General features: G+C 61.0%; 12 protein-coding genes and 1 pseudogene. 7 read left to right on the top strand and 6 right to left on the bottom strand.

The window, feature by feature from the left end:
• Positions 1-9: 9 nt before the first annotated feature.
• The 5 genes and pseudogenes from FP2506_RS15990 to FP2506_RS18560 all read left to right on the top strand — a co-directional run.
• Positions 10-1,203 carry a zinc-dependent alcohol dehydrogenase gene (locus FP2506_RS15990; protein WP_007068625.1) on the top strand — a complete coding sequence of 398 codons (1,194 nt, stop codon included), beginning with the start codon at positions 10-12 and terminating at the stop codon, positions 1,201-1,203.
• A 13-nt stretch (positions 1,204-1,216) separates the two neighbouring features.
• Positions 1,217-1,999: an SDR family NAD(P)-dependent oxidoreductase gene (locus FP2506_RS15985; RefSeq protein ID WP_007068624.1), complete on the top strand. Its 783-nt coding sequence runs from the start codon at positions 1,217-1,219 to the stop codon at positions 1,997-1,999.
• A gap of 154 nt (positions 2,000-2,153) precedes the next feature.
• Positions 2,154-2,465: a four-helix bundle copper-binding protein gene (locus tag FP2506_RS19305; RefSeq protein ID WP_081448375.1), complete on the top strand. Its 312-nt coding sequence runs from the start codon at positions 2,154-2,156 to the stop codon at positions 2,463-2,465.
• A 1,040-nt stretch (positions 2,466-3,505) separates the two neighbouring features.
• Positions 3,506-6,499: a peptidoglycan-binding domain-containing protein gene (locus FP2506_RS18160; RefSeq protein WP_244404214.1), complete on the top strand. Its 2,994-nt coding sequence runs from the start codon at positions 3,506-3,508 to the stop codon at positions 6,497-6,499.
• A gap of 171 nt (positions 6,500-6,670) precedes the next feature.
• Positions 6,671-7,009, top strand: a pseudogene (locus FP2506_RS18560) (SOS response-associated peptidase family protein); the annotation flags it as partial.
• Here FP2506_RS18560 and FP2506_RS15965 read toward each other — a convergent pair.
• Entirely contained in the window at positions 7,008-9,743 is a 2,736-nt protein-coding gene (locus FP2506_RS15965) for a hypothetical protein (protein ID WP_007068620.1), read from the bottom strand. The pseudogene FP2506_RS18560 and the gene FP2506_RS15965 overlap by 2 nt on opposite strands.
• A gap of 814 nt (positions 9,744-10,557) precedes the next feature.
• Here FP2506_RS15965 and FP2506_RS15955 point away from each other — a divergent pair.
• Positions 10,558-10,791 carry a hypothetical protein gene (locus FP2506_RS15955; RefSeq protein WP_148227603.1) on the top strand — a complete coding sequence of 78 codons (234 nt, stop codon included), beginning with the start codon at positions 10,558-10,560 and terminating at the stop codon, positions 10,789-10,791.
• A gap of 541 nt (positions 10,792-11,332) precedes the next feature.
• Here the strand turns inward: FP2506_RS15955 and FP2506_RS15950 are convergent.
• The 4 genes from FP2506_RS15950 to FP2506_RS15935 form a co-directional block, all read right to left on the bottom strand.
• Entirely contained in the window at positions 11,333-12,604 is a 1,272-nt protein-coding gene (locus FP2506_RS15950; RefSeq protein WP_007068617.1) for a TRAP transporter large permease, read from the bottom strand.
• Positions 12,601-13,155, bottom strand: a complete 555-nt coding sequence (locus FP2506_RS15945; protein ID WP_081448374.1) for a TRAP transporter small permease — start codon at positions 13,153-13,155, stop codon at positions 12,601-12,603. Before FP2506_RS15945 ends, FP2506_RS15950 begins: the two co-directional genes overlap by 4 nt.
• Before the next feature lie 21 nt (positions 13,156-13,176).
• On the bottom strand, positions 13,177-14,184 hold the full coding sequence (locus tag FP2506_RS15940; RefSeq protein ID WP_081448373.1) for a TRAP transporter substrate-binding protein: 1,008 nt from the start codon (positions 14,182-14,184) through the stop codon (positions 13,177-13,179).
• Positions 14,185-14,306: 122 nt separating this feature from the next.
• On the bottom strand, positions 14,307-15,683 hold the full coding sequence (locus FP2506_RS15935; protein WP_187289066.1) for an FAD-dependent oxidoreductase: 1,377 nt from the start codon (positions 15,681-15,683) through the stop codon (positions 14,307-14,309).
• 211 nt (positions 15,684-15,894) lie between these two features.
• Here FP2506_RS15935 and FP2506_RS15930 point away from each other — a divergent pair, with 211 nt between their 5' ends.
• Positions 15,895-16,626: a GntR family transcriptional regulator gene (locus FP2506_RS15930; RefSeq protein WP_007068613.1), complete on the top strand. Its 732-nt coding sequence runs from the start codon at positions 15,895-15,897 to the stop codon at positions 16,624-16,626.
• A gap of 369 nt (positions 16,627-16,995) precedes the next feature.
• Here FP2506_RS15930 and FP2506_RS15925 read toward each other — a convergent pair whose 3' ends face one another.
• Complete coding sequence (locus FP2506_RS15925; protein ID WP_007068612.1) at positions 16,996-18,504, bottom strand: tripartite tricarboxylate transporter permease; 1,509 nt, start codon at positions 18,502-18,504, stop codon at positions 16,996-16,998.

The following is an 18,504-nucleotide window of genomic DNA, read 5'->3' as shown; positions in this document are numbered from 1 at the left end:
AGATGACCCATGCGCGCCCTGACCTATCACGGCACCAAGGACGTTCGCGTCGACACCGTGCCAGATCCAGAAATTATCAATCCACGCGATGCTGTTATCAAGATCACCTCGACGGCGATCTGCGGTTCCGATCTCCACCTTTATGATGGCGTTATCCCGGGGACGCTCAATGGCGACATCCTCGGCCATGAGTTCATGGGTGAAGTCGTCGAAACTGGCCCGAAGAGTACGCTTAAGAAAGGGCAGCGGGTGGTGGTGCCGTTCACCATCTCCTGCGGCAAATGCTATTTCTGCGAGAAGCAGCAATTCTCGGCCTGTGACAATGCCAATCCGGCCGAGAAGCAGGACATGACTGAGCAGCTTTACGGGCATGCCGTTGGCGGCCTGTTCGGCTATTCCCATCTCACAGGCGGCTTTTCCGGAGGCCAGGCCGAATACGTCCGAGTCCCATACTCCGATGTCGGCCCAATCGTGGTGCCGGACCATCTGGATGACGACAAGGTGCTGTTCCTCTCCGACATTCTGCCGACCGGCTGGATGGCGGCGGACAACGCCGATATCGAGGAAGGTGACACAGTCGCCGTCTGGGGCTGCGGTCCTGTCGGCCTCTTCTGCATTCAGAGCGCGCTCCTGATGGGTGCCGACCGTGTCATCGCTATCGATCACTATTCCCGCCGTCTCGAGCTTGCGCGTCAGGCAGGCGCTCAAGTGATCGACTTCAAGCAGACCAACGTCACCGAAGCGCTGATGGAAATGACCGGCGGCATCGGCCCGGATGCGGTTATCGACGCGGTCGGCATGGAGTCGCACGGTTTCTCTCTCGGCGATCAAGCGCAGGCCTTCAATCTAGCCGACACGATCAAGCAGAAAGTTGGTATTGGAGCCGATCGCGGCGGCGCGTTGCGCGAGGCGATCTTCGCCTGCCGGAAGGGTGGGCGTCTGTCGATGCCCGGCGTTTACGGCGGCTTCGTCGACAAGTTCCCCCTTGGCGCGCTCATGGAAAAGGGCATCCAAATCAAGAGCGGGCAAACTCATGTGCAACGCTACCTCAATCAGCTTCTCCGGCTGATCGAGGAAGACAAGATCGACACGACCTTTATGATCAGCCACCGCCTGCCGCTGGAGGAGGCGCCGAAGGGCTACAAGAACTTCAAGGACAACCAGAACGACTGGACGAAGGTCGTCCTGAAGCCAGGCGTCTGAGGAGACGGAACCGATGACCGCCGCACCACTCGCGGTCGTGACCGGAGCCTCCACCGGCATCGGCTACGAACTCGCCAAATGCTGCGCCGAGGACGGGTACGACCTGATCGTCTGCGCGCATGAAGAAGAAATCTACGAGGCGGCCGACAAACTCGGTCGCCTCGGCACGAAAGTGGAAGCCGTGAAAGCCGATCTGTCGACGGAAGACGGCGTCGCTGCGCTCTGGGACAAGATCGGAGACCGCGACGTCGACGCTCTGCTCGCGAACGCAGGGCGAACCCTCGGCGGCGGGTTTCTAGATCAGAGGCTGGACGACTGGCGAAACCTCGTCGATCTCAACATCTCCGGAACGCTATCGCTGATCCACAAGGTCGGCAACCGCATGCGCGCTCGCGACCAGGGACGCATTCTCATCACCGGATCGATCGCCGGGCGCATTCCCGGTCCGTTCATGGCGGTCTACAATGGGACTAAGGCCTTCCTCGAAAGCTTTTCCTACGCGCTGCGAAACGAACTGAAAGATACGAACGTCACCGTGACCTGCCTCGCACCGGGACCGACCGAAACGGAGGTGTTCAAGAGAGGGGACATGGAAGACAGCCCGATGGGCTCCAGCGAGATGAAGGACGATCCCGCGATGGTGGCGAGATCGGGGTACGAGGCTATGAAAGACGGCAACGCCGAGGTCGCGAGCGGTCTCATGAACAAGGTGCAGACCGCCTTTGCAGGCATTGTTCCTGATACCCTTCTGGCAGAAATGCACCGGCATCTAGCCAAGCCGAAAAAAGCGGACTGACCCAATGTTTACGGCGCCATTGCAGCCGCGAATTCGTGGGCATTCGAGCTTGTTATCAAGTGTCAATACCGAGACGGTTCTTCTGCCGCTCTCCGTCTCGCATGTTTCAATCTGCGGCAACAGGAGAATTACCGTGAGCAACGCCTCTTCAGAGATGCAATCCTGTATCGACGACTGCCTCGCCTGCTATCGCTCCTGCCTGTCAATGGCGACTGGTCATTGCCTTCGAATGGGTGGCAAGCATGCTGAGGAACAGCACCTTACTCACATGCATGCCTGCGCCGAAATCTGCCGCACGGCCTCTCACCTTATGGTCATCGGATCGAAGCATGCGCCCAGCGTTTGTGCGGTTTGTGCCGAGATCTGCGAGGAATGTGCAAAAGAGTGCGAACGGGTCGGCGATATGGACGACTGCGTCGCAGCGTGCAGACAATCGGCCGAAAGTTGTCGGAAGATGGCAGCCTGATGATGCGTCAATAGAAGAGCACCGTCTGGATAGTATCATAAAGCTTTTATGCGACTTTCCGAGGTGTTCTTCTGGATACATTCATGGAGATGGCGCGTTTGCGCTTGTCTGAATAGTTATTTTTATTTACATCTCGAAAAAGTCGGCTGTCTTTTACTCATCATCGCCATTCAGTGAGCTCCTCGCTCGCTTCGAAAGGTGACGTTCTCCAGCCCGTCGGCTTCCGGCCTCAGCGGGCCGGAAGCCGACGGCAGGTCTGGATCGTTCAAGCTAAGAAGCTGACCTCGAGCCCTCGCCCCACATGGAAAGTTCAAGGAGTTTTCTTAGAAGATCAGGTTTGGGCTTACGCCGACCATTGCTTCGATATGGTCGAGGGAACAGCCTTTTATAAGCATACTACACACACGCCCGGAAGCTGAGCCGACGAACTCCGGATAGTCCGTCGAACTCTAGGTTAGTTACCGCAAGGTTGCTTCTTTCGAATTTTCATCTATTCTTTGCGACTGCGTTACGGGTGCGCTATTCAACTCGCGAACGCAGACGCAGACGCAGACGCCATCGCAATCGCGATCGCGGCGGACTGTAATCCCTGCTCCTATCGAACGTGGGGGCCAGCATTTGTGACAACGCCATACTTAAGAATTCGCGCGGCGTTTCTCTCTGCCTTAGGCGCGCTTTCGGTCATTGTGCCGAGCGCTGGCGCGTTGGCCAACCAGTACCACTATGTTCAGGGTGTCGATTTAAAAGGCGACAACTTCGTTGCGCTGAGGAGTCATCCGAGCACACGTGCCGGGCATAGGCTCGCAAAGCTTGGGCCAACGACGTTAATGCATGCCAACGGCGGCCGATCTGGCCCGTGGATGCAGGTCCGCGTTGCAAATACCGCCAACGTTGGAGTGACCGGTTGGGTTCACTCTGGCTACGTCGGATGCTGCTTCGAGACGCCAGCATCGCTGGGTGAAGGCCGCGCGGCCCACCCCAATGGCGTCGCGCTGAACTTAAGATCCGCGCCCGGGTTCGGTGGCAACGTGAACGGGAGCGTGCCAAGCGAAGTCGCGGATTTGCCGATTGCTAACTGCATCGCGGAGAGCGCGGAACGCTCGTGGTGCGAGACCGTATACAACGGCCGCCGCGGCTGGATCTCGACGCGTTACCTCGCTGTGTCGCCCCTTGTCGGCGATCCGGCGGCAGACCAGGCGCAACGCCCCGAGCCGCCGTCCGCGCAGGCGAACCGACCATTGAACCGTGCCGACATCGCGCTTGTGCAGGATCGGCTCCACGCGTTGGGCTACGATGTCGGATCAGCTGACGGCATCGCGGGAGCCCGAACGCTAGCTGGCGTTTCGCGGTATCAAACCGAGAATGGGCTCGTCGTTACGGGCCAGCTCGATCGTGCGCTGCTCTCTCACATCAAGGGGGAGAGCCAAACGGCCACGTCCAGTGACAGTGCGGTATCTGCTGAGGGCGAAGCCGAACCTCCGCCTAGTGGGTCTGATCCAGTACAGCCGTCGATGCTGTCTGGTCCGTTCTGGAGAGAACAGCAGATAGTCTCCGGCGGCAGGCAGCTGCGCGACGATCGCGGTCAGCCGGTTCCGTCTCAGGATCAGACGCGCCAGCTAGCGGAGCATGTGCTCCGATACGTCGTCACCACAACGCCGGAACTGCTCTCGGACAATCAGTTCGCCCTAGCTGCACTTGCGCTGGTACCATCGCAGGCCCGCGCCACGTTGCTCCGCGAACGGGGGTTCGACGCCGACCTCCTGAAGGACTGGAAGGATCAACAAACCTGGGAAGACGTGCGTTGGAGCGAGAGGATCGACGAGTTCGATCGCCGCGCTTTGGTGGAAGCCATGAGGGAGCGCGGTATCGAGGAGATAACAGCCGCTTCCTTCGCGCTGCCCTTGTCGGTGCTGGTGATTTGTCAGCTGCAGTTGGGCGAGTACGACTTCGAGCGATCCGGTTTCTCGATCGAGCAGTCGCGACTTGGGTGTGAGAACATCTACCTCAACGAGGGCGGCTACGGTGCGGTCGAATGGAGTGCCGGCCAGACCCGTATCGTTGCCGAAGCGAAGGTGCCGATCGATCGACTGCCCTCCTTCATCGAGGTGCCCGAGACCGATGCCCGTTCCTTCCGCGAAACACTCACGGCAGGTGGCGCGGGAGGGATGTCCGGAGCCGTGTTAGCGGTCGAGGCCGATCTGACGGCGTTGCGCGAGGCAGAAACATCGCGCGGCGCGCACAGGCTGTCGTTCGACGTAGACGTTAGGGACGTGCACGTCATGAACGAAGCCTCGACCGAGCCCATACGAACGCTGGGCGCTCAACCCCTGCCGTCAGCAGCCACGGTCGCAGCTTCGCCCACGCGGCCGCCAATCCTTCACCCCGACACCCTGAATGTCCTGGCTGCGGCGTTTGACCTAATCCCAATCGATGCATCGACGGTGCTGCAGCTGGCCCGGGCGCGGGCAGATGTCGAGGCGTTCCCGTTGCGGTTCGGCGACGACTTCGACGACGTGTGGCCACCCTTCTTCGATCCGGCGGCGGTGGGGGACATCGCCCGCGGCAGCAGTCTCGATGAGAGCCGCCAAGCAGGGTTCGCTTCGTGGATGCGCGCGCGCGCCGAGACCCCGCCGGATACCATCGTTGTTCCGACCCGCACCGCCACGCTCGAGCACATGCGAGAGGACGCGACCGCCGACGGCGCAAGCATCTTCCCTCAGATGTCGTCCGGCAGCACCGAGCCGCTCGAGCGTGTGGCGCAGCAGCTCGACGTTCCCGCCGGGCGCCTGTTTCGAATAAGCCCATATTTGCGTGGCCAAATCCCCGGCATCGGGGAGGTCGAGGTTTTCTTCCTGCTGCCGGACGAGCGCGACGCCTATCGGGTCTCACTGCCGGCCGATGCCAGCCTCGACGGCCGCGGCGTCGAGACCATTCTTGAGGCGCGCGCCGTCGACATGTGGAAGACCGACGATGGGGAAGGCATCAAGGTCGCCCTCGCGATCGAGCCCGTCGCGGCCCACCTGAGGCTCGCTGACGGCGACCGCGACGTCGTGGCGGAAGCGTTCTACGACGTCACGTTCGATGAGGGTGTGGCACCGCGCTTACAAGCGGCCGCTGTCCTTCGGCGTCAAGAGGACGCCGCTCAACAGGTTGAGTTGGAAAAGAAGGTAGAAGCGAGCCGCCAGGTGGCGCGCTTGCTGGCAGACAAGGCTGCGGCGCGACTCGCGGCGGCGCGCGAGCGCGCCGCCACCGCAGACGATCTCGACCAGAGGGCCGATCTTGCCGGCATACGGCTGGGCATGCCTTTTGCGGACGCCGACCGCCTCGTGCGCGAGGTCGTAGACGTGGGCTGGGCAAGCGAGATCCATCTAGAGCGCTCCCGCGGACATAACTACGACCCAAGCGCCCCGTTCGCATTCTTTCGAGCATACACGGACCGCGATGGCGACGATCACCTTCTCCTGCACACCTCCGAGCCGGGCGGCGGCCATGTCGTTGCAGTTTCGAGAGCGCTCAAGGTGCAAGGAGCAGTTTCAAAGAAGGACGTCTTTGCACAGCTGAAGGAGAAATACGGCGAACCGGCCGTTCAAGATGCAAACCTTGAAACTATCGTGTGGACCGAGCACCTCGGTTCTGACCCTGCGGACGCGCCGGGTTCAGCGGTCCAAGCGCCGTGGGAAGCAGGTTCGGCGCTTCGGACCGGCGGCTGCAACGCGAACGTTCGTTGGTATGGCTACGCGCCCCGGGCGATGGAGGTTATGGAGGGTCAGGGGGAACGGGACGGTCGCTTGCCGGGAGACTTCTACCTTCCCGAGATCAACATTCTGGGCGGTGCAACTCGTGGCGCCAGTGCTAGCGGTAGGGTTTATGATCCTCAAGCCTGGGAGAGCTGTGGCCCAACGGTCATCGCTGAGATCGCTGGCAGCTCGCGCGGGCTGGTGCTGGCGTATGCACTCTTCGATCTCGCCGCCTACGCCGAAAACTATGGCCGAAAGCTGTCTATATCGGCGCCCGCAGAGCGGCCAAGGCTTTGAAGCCTGAACTTGGTTGCGGTTGTGGGTTCGATTGGCGGTTGATCGAGTCCACTGATTCAGCCACTTGCGAGGCTCTTGCGGAAAAGTCAGCGGATAGCGGCGAGCCCGACGATGTGCAATCTCTATTCGATCACCAAGGGCTAGGCGGCGATCCGGCAGTTTACCAAGGCGATGACCGATCGCACGGGCAACCTGCCGAGCCTACCTGGCGTCTTCCCGGACATGGAAGCGCCGGTGGTGCGAAACGGATATGACGGCGATCGCGAGTTGACGATGATGCGCTGGGGCATGCCATCGCCGAAGTTCGTCACGAAGGATCGCAAGACGGATCCCGGCGTCACGAACATCCGCAACACAAAGAGCCCGCACTGGCGGCGCTGGCTGTCGCCGGAACATCGCTGCGTGGTGGCGTTCACCTCCTTCAGTGAGTACGAACGCGCGGGCGGCAAGAAAGTGCCGGTCTGGATCGCGCTCTCCGAGGAGCGGCCGCTTGCCGTCTTCGCCTCGATCATGGGCGTAGCGCCTCCTCGAATCCGAGGACTTGGAGCAATCCGCCCGAACCACCTCCACTGCGGGCTACGTACTCTGCGAGCCCGGTAAGGAAGGCGCGGGCGGGCTCGCCTTCGCAGCCCTGTGCCAGCAGGCGGTTGGCGTCGGACGCTCCGACGCCCGAGGTCAGGATGAATTCCTGCCCCGCGAAGAACTCCTCCTCGGAGACGCAGCCGACGACGTTGCCGTACGCATCGAGACGGCAGCCGGGCTGGTTGGCGACGTTGTGAAAGAACAGCATAACCATCCGCATGCCTTCTTCCTGATTCCGCGGTCCCTCGGAGACGGCGGCGCGCACGGCGCTGTTGCCGAGGCGCATGACGAAGGCCCCCACCGCTGCTGCCGAGCCTGCGCCAAGCGTTCGGTCGAGGGCATTCGGGCATTCCTCCCGGTACCGACGCAGCGCGGTGGTGAGATAGGCGATGTCCTCCAGGTCGTACATGGAGACCTCCGCCCAGCGGCGACTGATCAGGGCATCGGCAATGTCCGGGCGGGCGAAGCCAAGCGGATTGTAGGCGGCGCGGGTGGCGGCGATGGCGTCGCGGAGCTCCAGCTGCGTAGCGAGATCGCCGCCCGACGCAGCAACCGCCTCTTCGAAGGCATCGAGCGCGGCGTTCGCGCCGCGCGAGGGCGGCAAGTCGCGGGCCCACCCTATTAGGGCCTCGCTCGAGCCTGCGAGCATGGCGTTCGCCGTTTCGGCACGCCGCGCCCGCAGCTCGTCGAGCGCGCCGCCATCCGTCTCGGACAGGCGCAGGTCGACGTACTGACTGAGGTAGAGGATCGTGTCGCTCTGATCCGCAAGGATCCGCCATTCGGATAAGCCGTTGCCCGCCAGATCGTCCAGAGTCGCCCGCGCTGCGGCCACGTAGCCGGGCCAGAGCGCGAGAACCCGGTCCCGTGCCGCGGCGGCCCAGCCGGCCGACAGCCTGTTGCGGGCCTCGTCGAGCCCGTAGGTCCCGAAGACTGCCATCATGCGATCCGCCTCGACCTGCCCCTGCCGCACGCCCTCGACATCCGGCGGGAAGTTGGCAATCCGCTCGAGCGTCTCATCCGCAAGAGCCTCGCCCGTCCGTCGGCGCTCCGCTAGAAGGCGCTCACCGAGATCGGTCCGTTCCTCATCAGTCAGGTAGGGCGCCACGGCACCGCGTGGCGGCGTGATGGTCGCGAGCTGCTCGTCGATGCGAGCGATAAGGTCCAGCGTCGCGGGGGCGGCCTCGATCGCTGCCACGCGCGCCTCAGTGTTGGCGGAATTCGCGGCCACGTCCCGCATGAGGCGCTCGACCTCTGGCCATATGGCCGCGCCGATGCCCGTGGATGGCGGCGTCTCAAGCGCCTGCCAGCCGTAGAAGGTGTTGGCGGCCTCGGCCCGGTCATGCGCCTCGCGAAGGGCGGCGGCGCCGGACGTCCGGACGAGCGCCGGGCAAGACTCCTTTCGCATCTGCTCGACGATGTTCCCGTCGGCCTTTGTCCAGGCCTCGACCGGCTTCCCGAAAACCCGCACGAGGCCGTCCCGGTCGAGTAGGCCGCCATGGATCTGGTAGTTGCCGATCCGGTAGGTCTCGTAGTCGGCCTGCCAACTGTAGAAGCGCGTGCAGTCCTCGGCGGCGAGGCGAAGCGGGACGAAGCCGGCGCCGAGGTGGTGACCTCCCGGGATATAGAAGCCAGTGAAGAGCAGGCCATCCGGGTTAAGGTCATCGGTCGGTGGGGCCACTCCGTGGGAGGAAAGGACTCCCTCCACCACGAGGCGGCGCGCCATCAGGAGCTCGCGAAGAAGAGGCTCGTGAATTCTAGCCAAGACCGCCGCATAACGGCCATCCGACCCTCGCTGGCTCGGTGGTCGGTTCAGCGGCGCTACCACCCCTCGCACGCCACGATTCCTATCCAGCCGCCTGGCCAGCCCCACGTCGGTCGTTCCTCGCAGCAGGGCGTCGAACTGGCGAGAGCAGGCCTGTACGAGATTGGTATAGCGCAGCGCGTGCTTATCCTCCCAGCGCAGGAGATCCACGCCCAGCACTTGGACCATGCCCTCCGGGTCTGCGAAGAGGTTGCCGCCGGTCGCATCGAAGAGGTCGAGGTAGCTTAGGCAGTCCTGGTCCGTCAGGGCCTGCAGGGTTTGGGCACGGGCAACGCGCCCCTGGCCCTCGGAGGCCCTGAAGAGGAGCCCGTCGGTGTTGATGGGGATTGGCAGGGCGTCGAGCCGGCCCGCTATCAGCGTCTCGCAACTCCGGGTCACGCCGATTTGGTCGATGACGAGCATGTCCCGGTCGGCGAGGTAGGTCAACTCCAGGCGGAAGGGGTCCCGGCCGGGCTGGCCACGCCACCCGGTGGGCTCGAGGTCCAGGCGACCCGTCGTGGGATCGTGGCGGCCTTTGAGAACAAGAGGCAGGAGCGCGCCTCCAGCCTCGGCGACGATCACGCCCGGATCAGCCAAGTCGGCGCGCATCGCCAGCGTGAATACGCCGGCGCAATCTGAGAAGGGCGGCCCGAGCCCAAGCCACGTTCCCGGCATCACGCTCGCCTCGCCCAGGTCGATGGGGGTGCCGCCGCCCAGGTTCAGGTCTTGCTCAGCAGGATTCTGGTCTAGCGGAACAGTTTCATCCGCGAGGGCGGGTCCGGCCAGGATCATCGCGATGCAGATCAAAGCCGCAGCGCCAAGAGTGCTGTCGAAGCCGAGTGAACCTGACTTCAATCCCATGCGGGTTCCTCGTGCGCTCCAAGCCAAAACGCGGAAACAACTAAACCCAGCGAACAAAATTTCGCATCTAGCTGCGTCTTGGTCAAGCGGACAGCGAGGTTCCGAATGGGTGGGCGGGAGTCCAGGCTTGGTCCGCGCAGCACGATGCGACGAGCTTCAGAAGGCCAGCCGATGTGGTCGATCGAGTGCGCAACGTCCCGCGAGACATTCCGGCTATCGCGCCAGTTGCGCCCCACTCGGGGGGAAGACGGTGTGGATGGTCTTCCCAAGCACATTCAGATTGGCATGCGCCGGGAGCACGCGGCGATCATGCGCCGGATAGAAGTCTCGCTCGAGGGGGTGACAGCCTGCGGGGAGCTGATGGGGCAGCGAGCCTGCGACAGATAGGGAGAGCACTGTGGAGTTGGTTTCTCATGGCCGGATCACCGAACGCGGACGCAATGGCCCAGACCTAGGGCCGGTGCCCGCCCGCCGTTACAGAGGACAGCTCGACACCGAGCGGGCACCCGGGCAAACAGAGTCGCCGGGCGCCAGCCGAGATTTCCTAGCTTGCTGGCTCGCCTGCCATGTGAGAAAACATTGCCAGAATAGGTCAGAGACAGGCTCGGACTTTGAAAAATGTGCATGTCTCAAAAATTGCCTTTCTGGATGGTTGTAGCCGCCGCGCTTCCATTGAGCGGGCCGACTTCGGCGCAACCCGTCGGATCCTCGTCTGAGTTCCTTTCGGAGGAGTGCCCTCCCGCCGTGCCTTCGCTGTTTAGGCGTGGGGCCTGCTGAGCTTGTCGGTCGCATAGAGGAAGGCGTCCGTATCACGGTGATAAACGGCGCCAACGACTTCAACAAAGCGGGTGTCGCGAAGCTGATTACTGCCTATCCCAAAACCAATTTTTTCGAGTGGTCTGCAGACGGTATCGCCTTCGATGCTTTTAAGTGGGCGGCGGTCGACATGATCGCCCTCGATTGCGAATACATCACGTCAGTCCCTGTCGCGGTTTCACCTGGCGGCACCTACTGGGGATTGAACGCCTGGGTCCTGCCGGCACCATAGGATGCACCTGTGCATTTCGAGACTTGGTAAGTAGCTTCTTAGCATGGCGCCGAGCGGACCCAACTGAATATCTTAAACGGGCTTACCGGTCAGACAGCAGGATTGTCCCGCATGGCTGCCACTTGTCGGTGGAATGGCGAATGACCGATCTCCGCCCCCCAGATATTCCACAATAGCACTTGCGCCCTTCAGCGAGCGGTTCATTTGCGTCGTTAATGTCCGCTATCGAGCAACTGGAAAACGGAGTTTGAAGGGCCGGAAAGGGCGCGGTGCCGACCGTCCGATTTCGGCAGTACAAGGCCGTAGGAAACGTTCCGCATTAGAGCGCTCTCAGCAGTAACCTGCCGGTCCCTGTTAGGTCCATTGCGGGCTTGGTAGCCAAGCGCAGATGTAGGTGCATGCAGAGGCGAGCTGACGAAGAGGTTGCGCCATCGTAACTCGATCTTCGATCTTGATGCGCTTGAAGCATAAAGGCGAGCCATCTGCATCTACGGTATCGATCGCCTAATAGAGAGCCCTGTGCAAAGTGACCGAATCCAACTCAGAACCCGAGTAAATTCGGAACGCTCGTTGAAACGAAGGGTGCGTATGCGATGATCACGACCGCCAGCGCGCTGGCGACATAGAATGGCATCAGCGCCTTTACGATGTCCTTTACTGGAAGGCCGCTGACGGCTGAGCCAACGAAGAGGCACAGCCCGACCGGCGGCGAGATATGCCCAAGCGCGAGGCAGGTGATCGTGACCATGCCAAAGTGCAGTGGGTCCATGCCGAGTGCGAGGGCGACCGGAAACAGGATTGGGGTCACAATGATGAGCGCTTCCGTCGGCGCGAGGAACGTGCCGAGGATCACCAGCAGGATCATGTAACCTGGCAGGAAGATCGCCGGCGACAGACCGCCGAGTAGTTCCGCAGCGGTGTAGGGAACGCGGTCGAACGCTATCAGCCAGCCGAAGGCGCCAGCGAAGGCGAGAATGAGGGCGACGACACCTGTCAGGATGACGGAGTCGCGCAAGATTGCGCGAAAGTCCGTGATCTTTAGTTCGCGGTGAACGAACATTGAGACCAGCGTGCCGTAAACCACCGCGATCGCGCCCGCCTCCGTCGCGGTGAAGACGCCGGCAACGACCCCTCCGATGATGATGACGACGGTCAAAAGGCCCGGAATGGCGTCGAGGACGATCCAGAGCGCCTCTCGCATCGAGACGCGGTCGGAAACTGGATAACCTCGTTTGACGGAGATGAACCAGCCAGTCGCAATAAGAAGGCCGCCGATCAGAAGGCCCGGCAGGTAGCCGGCTGCAAACATCGCCCCCACCGAGACCTCCGTCACCCAGCAATAGACGATGACGATGATGCTCGGCGGAATGATCGTTCCAAGCGGTGAGGAAACCACGGTGACGGCAGTGGCGAAGGCCCGATCGTAGCCACGCCTGACCATGGCGGGAATGAGGATCGAGCCAATCGCCGACGTATCGGCGGTCGCTGAGCCGGAGATGCCGCCGAAAAACATGCTGGCGACGATATTGGTCGAGGAGAGGCCGCCGCGCGAGCGGCCCACGAAGACGTTGGCGAGCTTGATCATGCGGTCGCCCATGCCGCCGCGTCCGACGATATTGCCAGCAAGGATGAAGAGCGGAATGGCGACAATGGAGAAATTATCGGAGACTGCGGGAATGATCCGCTGTGGCAAGGCGAGCGGTGGGAGTCCCTGGTAGAGGATCGCCGCCAGCGAGGCGATACCGAGGCCGAAGACCACTGGCACGCCAACGAGAATGCAGATGGCGAAGACGGTGAAGAGGGTCAACGTCATTGAGCAGCCTCCTGCTCGTCGAGCTTCATCGTATCATGACCCATCACGAAGCCGGCAAGCCTTCGAAGGGAATAGTAGAGCATGAAGGCACATCCAACCGGCGCAGACAGATAGACGTAGATCATCGAGATACGCAGCGTGCTTGAGCGCTGTCCTTCGGCAATTTGCGCCATCTGCCACGAGTAGATCGTCAAAACGACTAGAAAGACGATTACGGCAAGCTCGATGCCGATCCTCAGAGAACGAGCAATACGCGAAGGAAAGGCGTCGGTGAACATGTCCATCGCCATGTGTCCGCCATAACGCATCACGAGCGCGCCGGAGAGAAAGGCGAGCCAGGTGAAGGAGTAGCGCACCATCTCGTCCGCCCAGTGAAACGAGATCGCGAAGACATATCGGGCGAGGACATTGGCGAACAGGAAGACGACGATCTCGACCAGCAGAAACGAACAGGCAAATTCGAGCAACCTGTCGATGAACCGAAAGACGATCAGCTCCTTCGTTCGGACGGCCGTCCGGCCGTCCACTGCTTTCGCCCTTACTGGTTCCAATGTCCTGCTCCCGCGCCCGACTTACTGGCTGGCGTTCAGATTGCGGATCTGATCCACGAGCTCAGCGGTCTCCTCGCCGAACTCTTGGCGGAACATCTCATAGACCTCGTCGACCCTGTCCTGAAACGGTCCGATCTCGGGATGAGTGACCTTCACATTGTGGGAAGCGAGCGTCTCCTCGAGTGAAGCGTCCTCCTCGAGCACGAACTGGCGTTCGGTCTTGGCCGATTGTTTGGCGGCCTCGGCGACCCAACCCTTTTCCTCCTCACTTAGGCCACTCCAGGTGGTCTCCGAAATGTGCAGAAGCTGGACCGAATAGACGTAGTTGAGCATCGCAACATTGGGCGCGACCTCGTAGAACTTCTTGCTCACATAGGTGTTGATGCCCCCCTCTGCGCCATCCACCATGTTGGTCTGCAGCGCCATGTAGACCTCGCCGAAGGGCAGCGGGGTCGGGATGGCGCCGAGATCCTCCCAGGCGCGAACATAGTACGGCGCCTCCATGGTCCGCAGCTTCAGTCCGGACAGGTCCTCAATGGTCTCGACCGGCTGAAGCCCGTAGTAGCTCCGCGCCCCACCGATCCAGTAAGCGATAGGCCGGATGCCGCTGTTGATGAGATCGGGTTCGATCTTCTGACGAATATCTTCTGAATCCATCGCCGCGAAGGCATGTTCGTAGCTGCTGAAGAGGAAGGGCAGGCTGAAGACCTGATAATCGTCGTTGAAGGTTCCGGTCAGGGCGGATGTCACGCTGATGACGTCTACGGTCCCGATCTGGAGTGCTTCGAGCAGGTCGCGCTCGTTACCCATCACGCCGTTGGAGAAGATGTCGACCTCCAACTCGCCGCCGGAAACCTCTTCGAGCGCTTCCTTGAAGGCTTCGGCGCCCTTGTGGAAGGCATGACTTTCAGGCTGGACGTGCGCGAGCTTGAGCGTCTTGGCGACGGCCGGCGGCATCGCCATGCCAGAAGCCGAGATTGCGAAAAAGGCCCCTGCCATGAGGGCTACGGATGCTCTGGACAGTGTCATGAAATTTCCTCCCTTTGCATGACGTTGAAATTCCGCGACCCCGACATCGGTCGTAAGGGCGACGGAGTTTCCGAAACTTGAAGATAGTCGGCCGTTATAGTCTGCGGCCGACGTGTCGCGTTTCAGGCGGCCAACTGGCCGAGATATGCTCCACCTTCCCGCAGCTCCTCCTGCAGGCCGGCGACATCGATCTTCCCTGTCGGTGCGTTCGTTCTGACAGACCTTGCGGCCGCGACGCCCGCCGCTTGCCCGGTGACCATGCAGGGCGCCATGTTGCGAGTGGCTCCATGGGCAAAAGAGGTCGCGGAGATGCAGCGTCCCGCGACGAGAAGGTTGGAAAAGCCCTTCGGCACGAGCGATCGGTAGGGAACGTCGAAGGCGCCGTCGCCCCCGATGTCATGGAACGTCGCCTGACCCGTGTCGGGGTCGTGAATGTCTACGGGGAAGCAGATCTCGCCGATTGTATCCTCGAACTTGCGGCCGGAAAGAACGTCTTCGTCTTGTATTTCGTATTGGCCAAGCACGTTTCGCGTCTCACGAACTCCGGCGAAGATCGCCGGAATGTAGTAGCCACCTTCGAACCCGGGCACATGCTTGACCAGAAAGTCCCCCGCCTTGCGCACCTGCTGGGTGAGCTCGACGGTGGCTTTCGAAAGCGCGAGCGGATCCGTGCCATCAACGTTGAAGACCGCGGAGGTGTTGACATTGATCTGGTTCGGCCAGGTCGTATTAAAGAAGACCTTGTGATCCTCGTTCGGAAAAATCCTTTCTTCCCGGATCACATCGTTCCACTTGCTGAACGTCCCGTTGAAATAGACTGGGAAGGGTTCGCCGCCGTTCTTGGTAGCCATCGCCGGATTGACTTCACCGATCTCGTTGGCGATCCGGCGCGTATCGACGTTGAAGAAGCGCATCAGCATCGAGACCGGTTGCATCTTACCCGTTGTGCTGTCGCCTGTGCGGACGGTCGCGCCGGCATAGGCCGCGACATCGCCGTCACCGGTCGAATCGATGAAGGAACGCGCCTCGATCCGTCTAATGCCGCCCTTCATCGCAACATCGAGATGGTTTACGAAACCGTCGTTCGCATCGACGCCGACGACATTGCAGCCATAGATGATCTGGACGCCCGCCTCTGCGAGCATCTCCGTCACGGTGATGCGAAAGATGTCTCCATCGACCGGCGTTACCGCGCTGACGAAACCGTCGTAAGGGATGTGGCCGACAGCTCCGCCAAGAGCCTGAAGCCTGTCGACGATCTCTTGAGCGATCCCGTAGACAACCTGCCTGCGATCCCGCGTGAGGAAACTGTGAAGGCAAAGGCCGGTCGTCGCGTTGCCGCCGACAAAGGTGCGTGACTCCAGAAGGATCGTCCGCGCGCCGGCTCGTCTTGCTGCCAGTGCTGCAACGACGCCCGTAACCCCTCCGCCGACAATGACAACGTCTGTTTGAATTGTATCCATCTCTGCGTGAAACCCCAATATTACTTGTTCGATCATAGAAATCATTCGCTTAAAGGAAGTCAAACCGTCATAAATATGCGTGCGTTGCAATAAAGAACGTGCGTAACACATACTTTCTATTGTGCACTCTAAACTTTATATGTAATCAGAAGCTCATTCCCCGCCGTCGCCATTGGCGTGTCAGGGGATTGCGGTGGAGTGGCACGGGGAAGCTCACACCGACAGTCGGAAGAGAAGGAAAGGCGAAATGGTCGTTATTGAAACGCCGGACAGGCGGCCCGTACATCTGCAGATCCACGATCTGCTGAAAGGACGCCTGGCATCCGGGGAATGGGCGGCCGGCGCACTGCTGCCAACCGAACTCGTGCTGGCGCGAGATTATTCCGTCAGCGTTGGAACGGTTCGAAAGGCGCTTGAAGGGCTGGTGAACGAAGGGCTGATCGTCCGGCGTCGTGGCAAGGGCACCTTCGTGCAGAGCCATTCTCCGAAATCCGCGATTGATCAGTACTTCCGGATCGTTCCCAATCACGGCACGAAGGTCTTTCCGCACGATATCATCATCGCGGAGGATCAGTTTCTGCCCACCGAGGAGGAGCGGGAGATCCTCGCAATTCCGAAAGGCAAAAAAGTTCATCGGACCTACCGCAAGCGGCTGATCGAAGGAATACCAGTCATCGCTGACATCCTTGCCGTGCGCAGCGATCGCTTTCCCGGCTATGACTGGTCCCGTTGGAGCGCCGTCTTCGAGACGCCTTACGAATATTACGATCGCAAGTTCGGCGTTCGCATCGTCGATGTCGTCGAACGCTTGCATGCGATGAGCGCTGACCAGCCGCGTTCAGAAATCCTTGGAAGTGCAGTCGGCGATCCGATCCTGTTGATCAACCGGATTGCAGCTACATTCGACGACGAACCCGTCGAACTACGCAAGAGCTACTGCAATACATCTCAGTATCACTACAGCACAAGAATAATATGATGGTCCACATGTAGGCAAGAAATATTGTAAAAAATCAATCAAATACCCAATGCAATTTCTATATTGTGATTTTTTAGGATGAACAATTTAAGGGCAGATCTTTATAAGAGTGAATTCGAGGCCTTCGAATGTGCTGAGGCCGGCGCGATGCAAAAAGGGCCAAAAGCAGATCGCGCCTAAAACACAAAAGTGGAACGGTTACCCCCATTGCCGGCAAATATTTGACAAGAAAGAGACTTTGTCAGCCCTCGATCCAATGGCCACAATCTTATACCTATGTGTTGACTCCGACCTAAAGAGATGAGGAAATCGAAAATTTCAAACTGCGGTCTCTATGCTTCGATCGAGCTCATCTCCAGCTCTTTTTGCTTAATGAACTCGCGATCGCTTTCGCAGGAAACCGAAAACGCCGCGGACCACCATCAAGACCAGCAGGAGTCCGCACATGGCGAGGAGCACCGCACTGATCGGGGTCTCGAAGAGAATCGTCGGGCTGCCGCGTCCGAGGAGAAGCGCGCGCCGAAGATTTTCCTCGATCATCGGGCCGAGGATAAGCCCCAGAAGCAGCGGCGCGGCCGGGCAATCGAGCTTCATGAAGAGATAGCCGACGATGCCCAGCCCTGCGAGCAGCAGTACCTGGAATGGGCTGTTCGCGACGCTATAGACGCCGATCGCGAGAAAGATCACGATCATCGGAAAGAGAATGCGGTAGGGGATCGAGAGAATTCGCACCCAGATGCCGATGAACGGGATGTTCACCCATAGAAGCAGGAAGTTCCCGATCAGCATGCTGGCGAGAAGGCCCCAGAAGAGATCCGGATGACCGGAGATCACGCGCGGACCAGGCGCGATGCCGTTCATGATCAGCATGCCGAGGATCAGCGCTCCCACGGCGTCGCCCGGAATGCCGAGCGTCAGCGTCGGGATGTAGCCGGTCTGGGCGGCCGCGTTGTTGGCCGCCTCCGGCGCCACGACACCCTCGATTGCGCCCTTGCCGAAGCGTTCCGGATCGCGGGCGACGCGGGTCTCCAGCGCGTAGGCGATGAAGGAGGAGATGGTCGGCCCCGCACCTGGCAACGCGCCGAGGAAGGATCCGAGACCGGTGCCGCGGATGATCGCGCCGATCGAGCGTTTGGCCTCCTCGCGGCTCGGCATCATGGAGCGCCAGCCGCCGCCGGTTTTCATGATCTCACGGCCTGCATTTGGCTCCAGATTGCGGATAACCTCCGAAAGACCGAAGAGCGCCATCGCGACGACGATGAAGCTGAGGCCCTCCGCCATGATCGGTATGCCGAAGGTGAACCGCATCATGCCCGACACAATGTCCATGCCGACGAGGCCCATCAGAATACCGACGAGCACCATGCCGATGGCGCGCAGAAAGGAGTCCGTCGCGAAGAACGCCGCCGCGAGCAGCCCGAAGAGCATCATCGAAAAGTATTCGGACGGCCCGAATTCGAGCGCGATCTGGGTGATGGCGGGCGCGGCGAAGACGACCGCGAAGATCGCCGACCAGCCGCCGACGAAGGACGCAACTGCCGTCATGAAGAGCGGCACGCCGGCACGGCCGGCCTTCGCCATCGGGTAGCCGTCGAGCGCGACGACGGCCGAGGCCGGCGTTCCCGGCAGGTTCAACAGGATCGAGGCTGTCGAGCCGCCGAAGAGGCCGCCATAGAAGATGCCCGAAAGCATGATGATCGACGGCACTGGATCGAGGCCAAAGGTGAACGGCAACAGCATGGAAATCGCCGTAACCGTGCCGAGCCCGGGCAGCACGCCGACAAAAGTTCCGAGTACCACGCCGACGAGGCAATAGAGCAGGTTTTCGAGCCCGAGCGCGACCTCGAAACCGTGGGCGAGATTGGCGACCGACTCCAT

This window comes from Fulvimarina pelagi HTCC2506, from assembly GCF_000153705.1.
In the GTDB taxonomy this organism is placed as follows: Bacteria; Pseudomonadota; Alphaproteobacteria; order Rhizobiales; family Rhizobiaceae; genus Fulvimarina; species Fulvimarina pelagi.
Note: the sequence above shows the minus strand (reverse complement) of the source record. Positions and strands in the feature narration are given on the sequence as shown.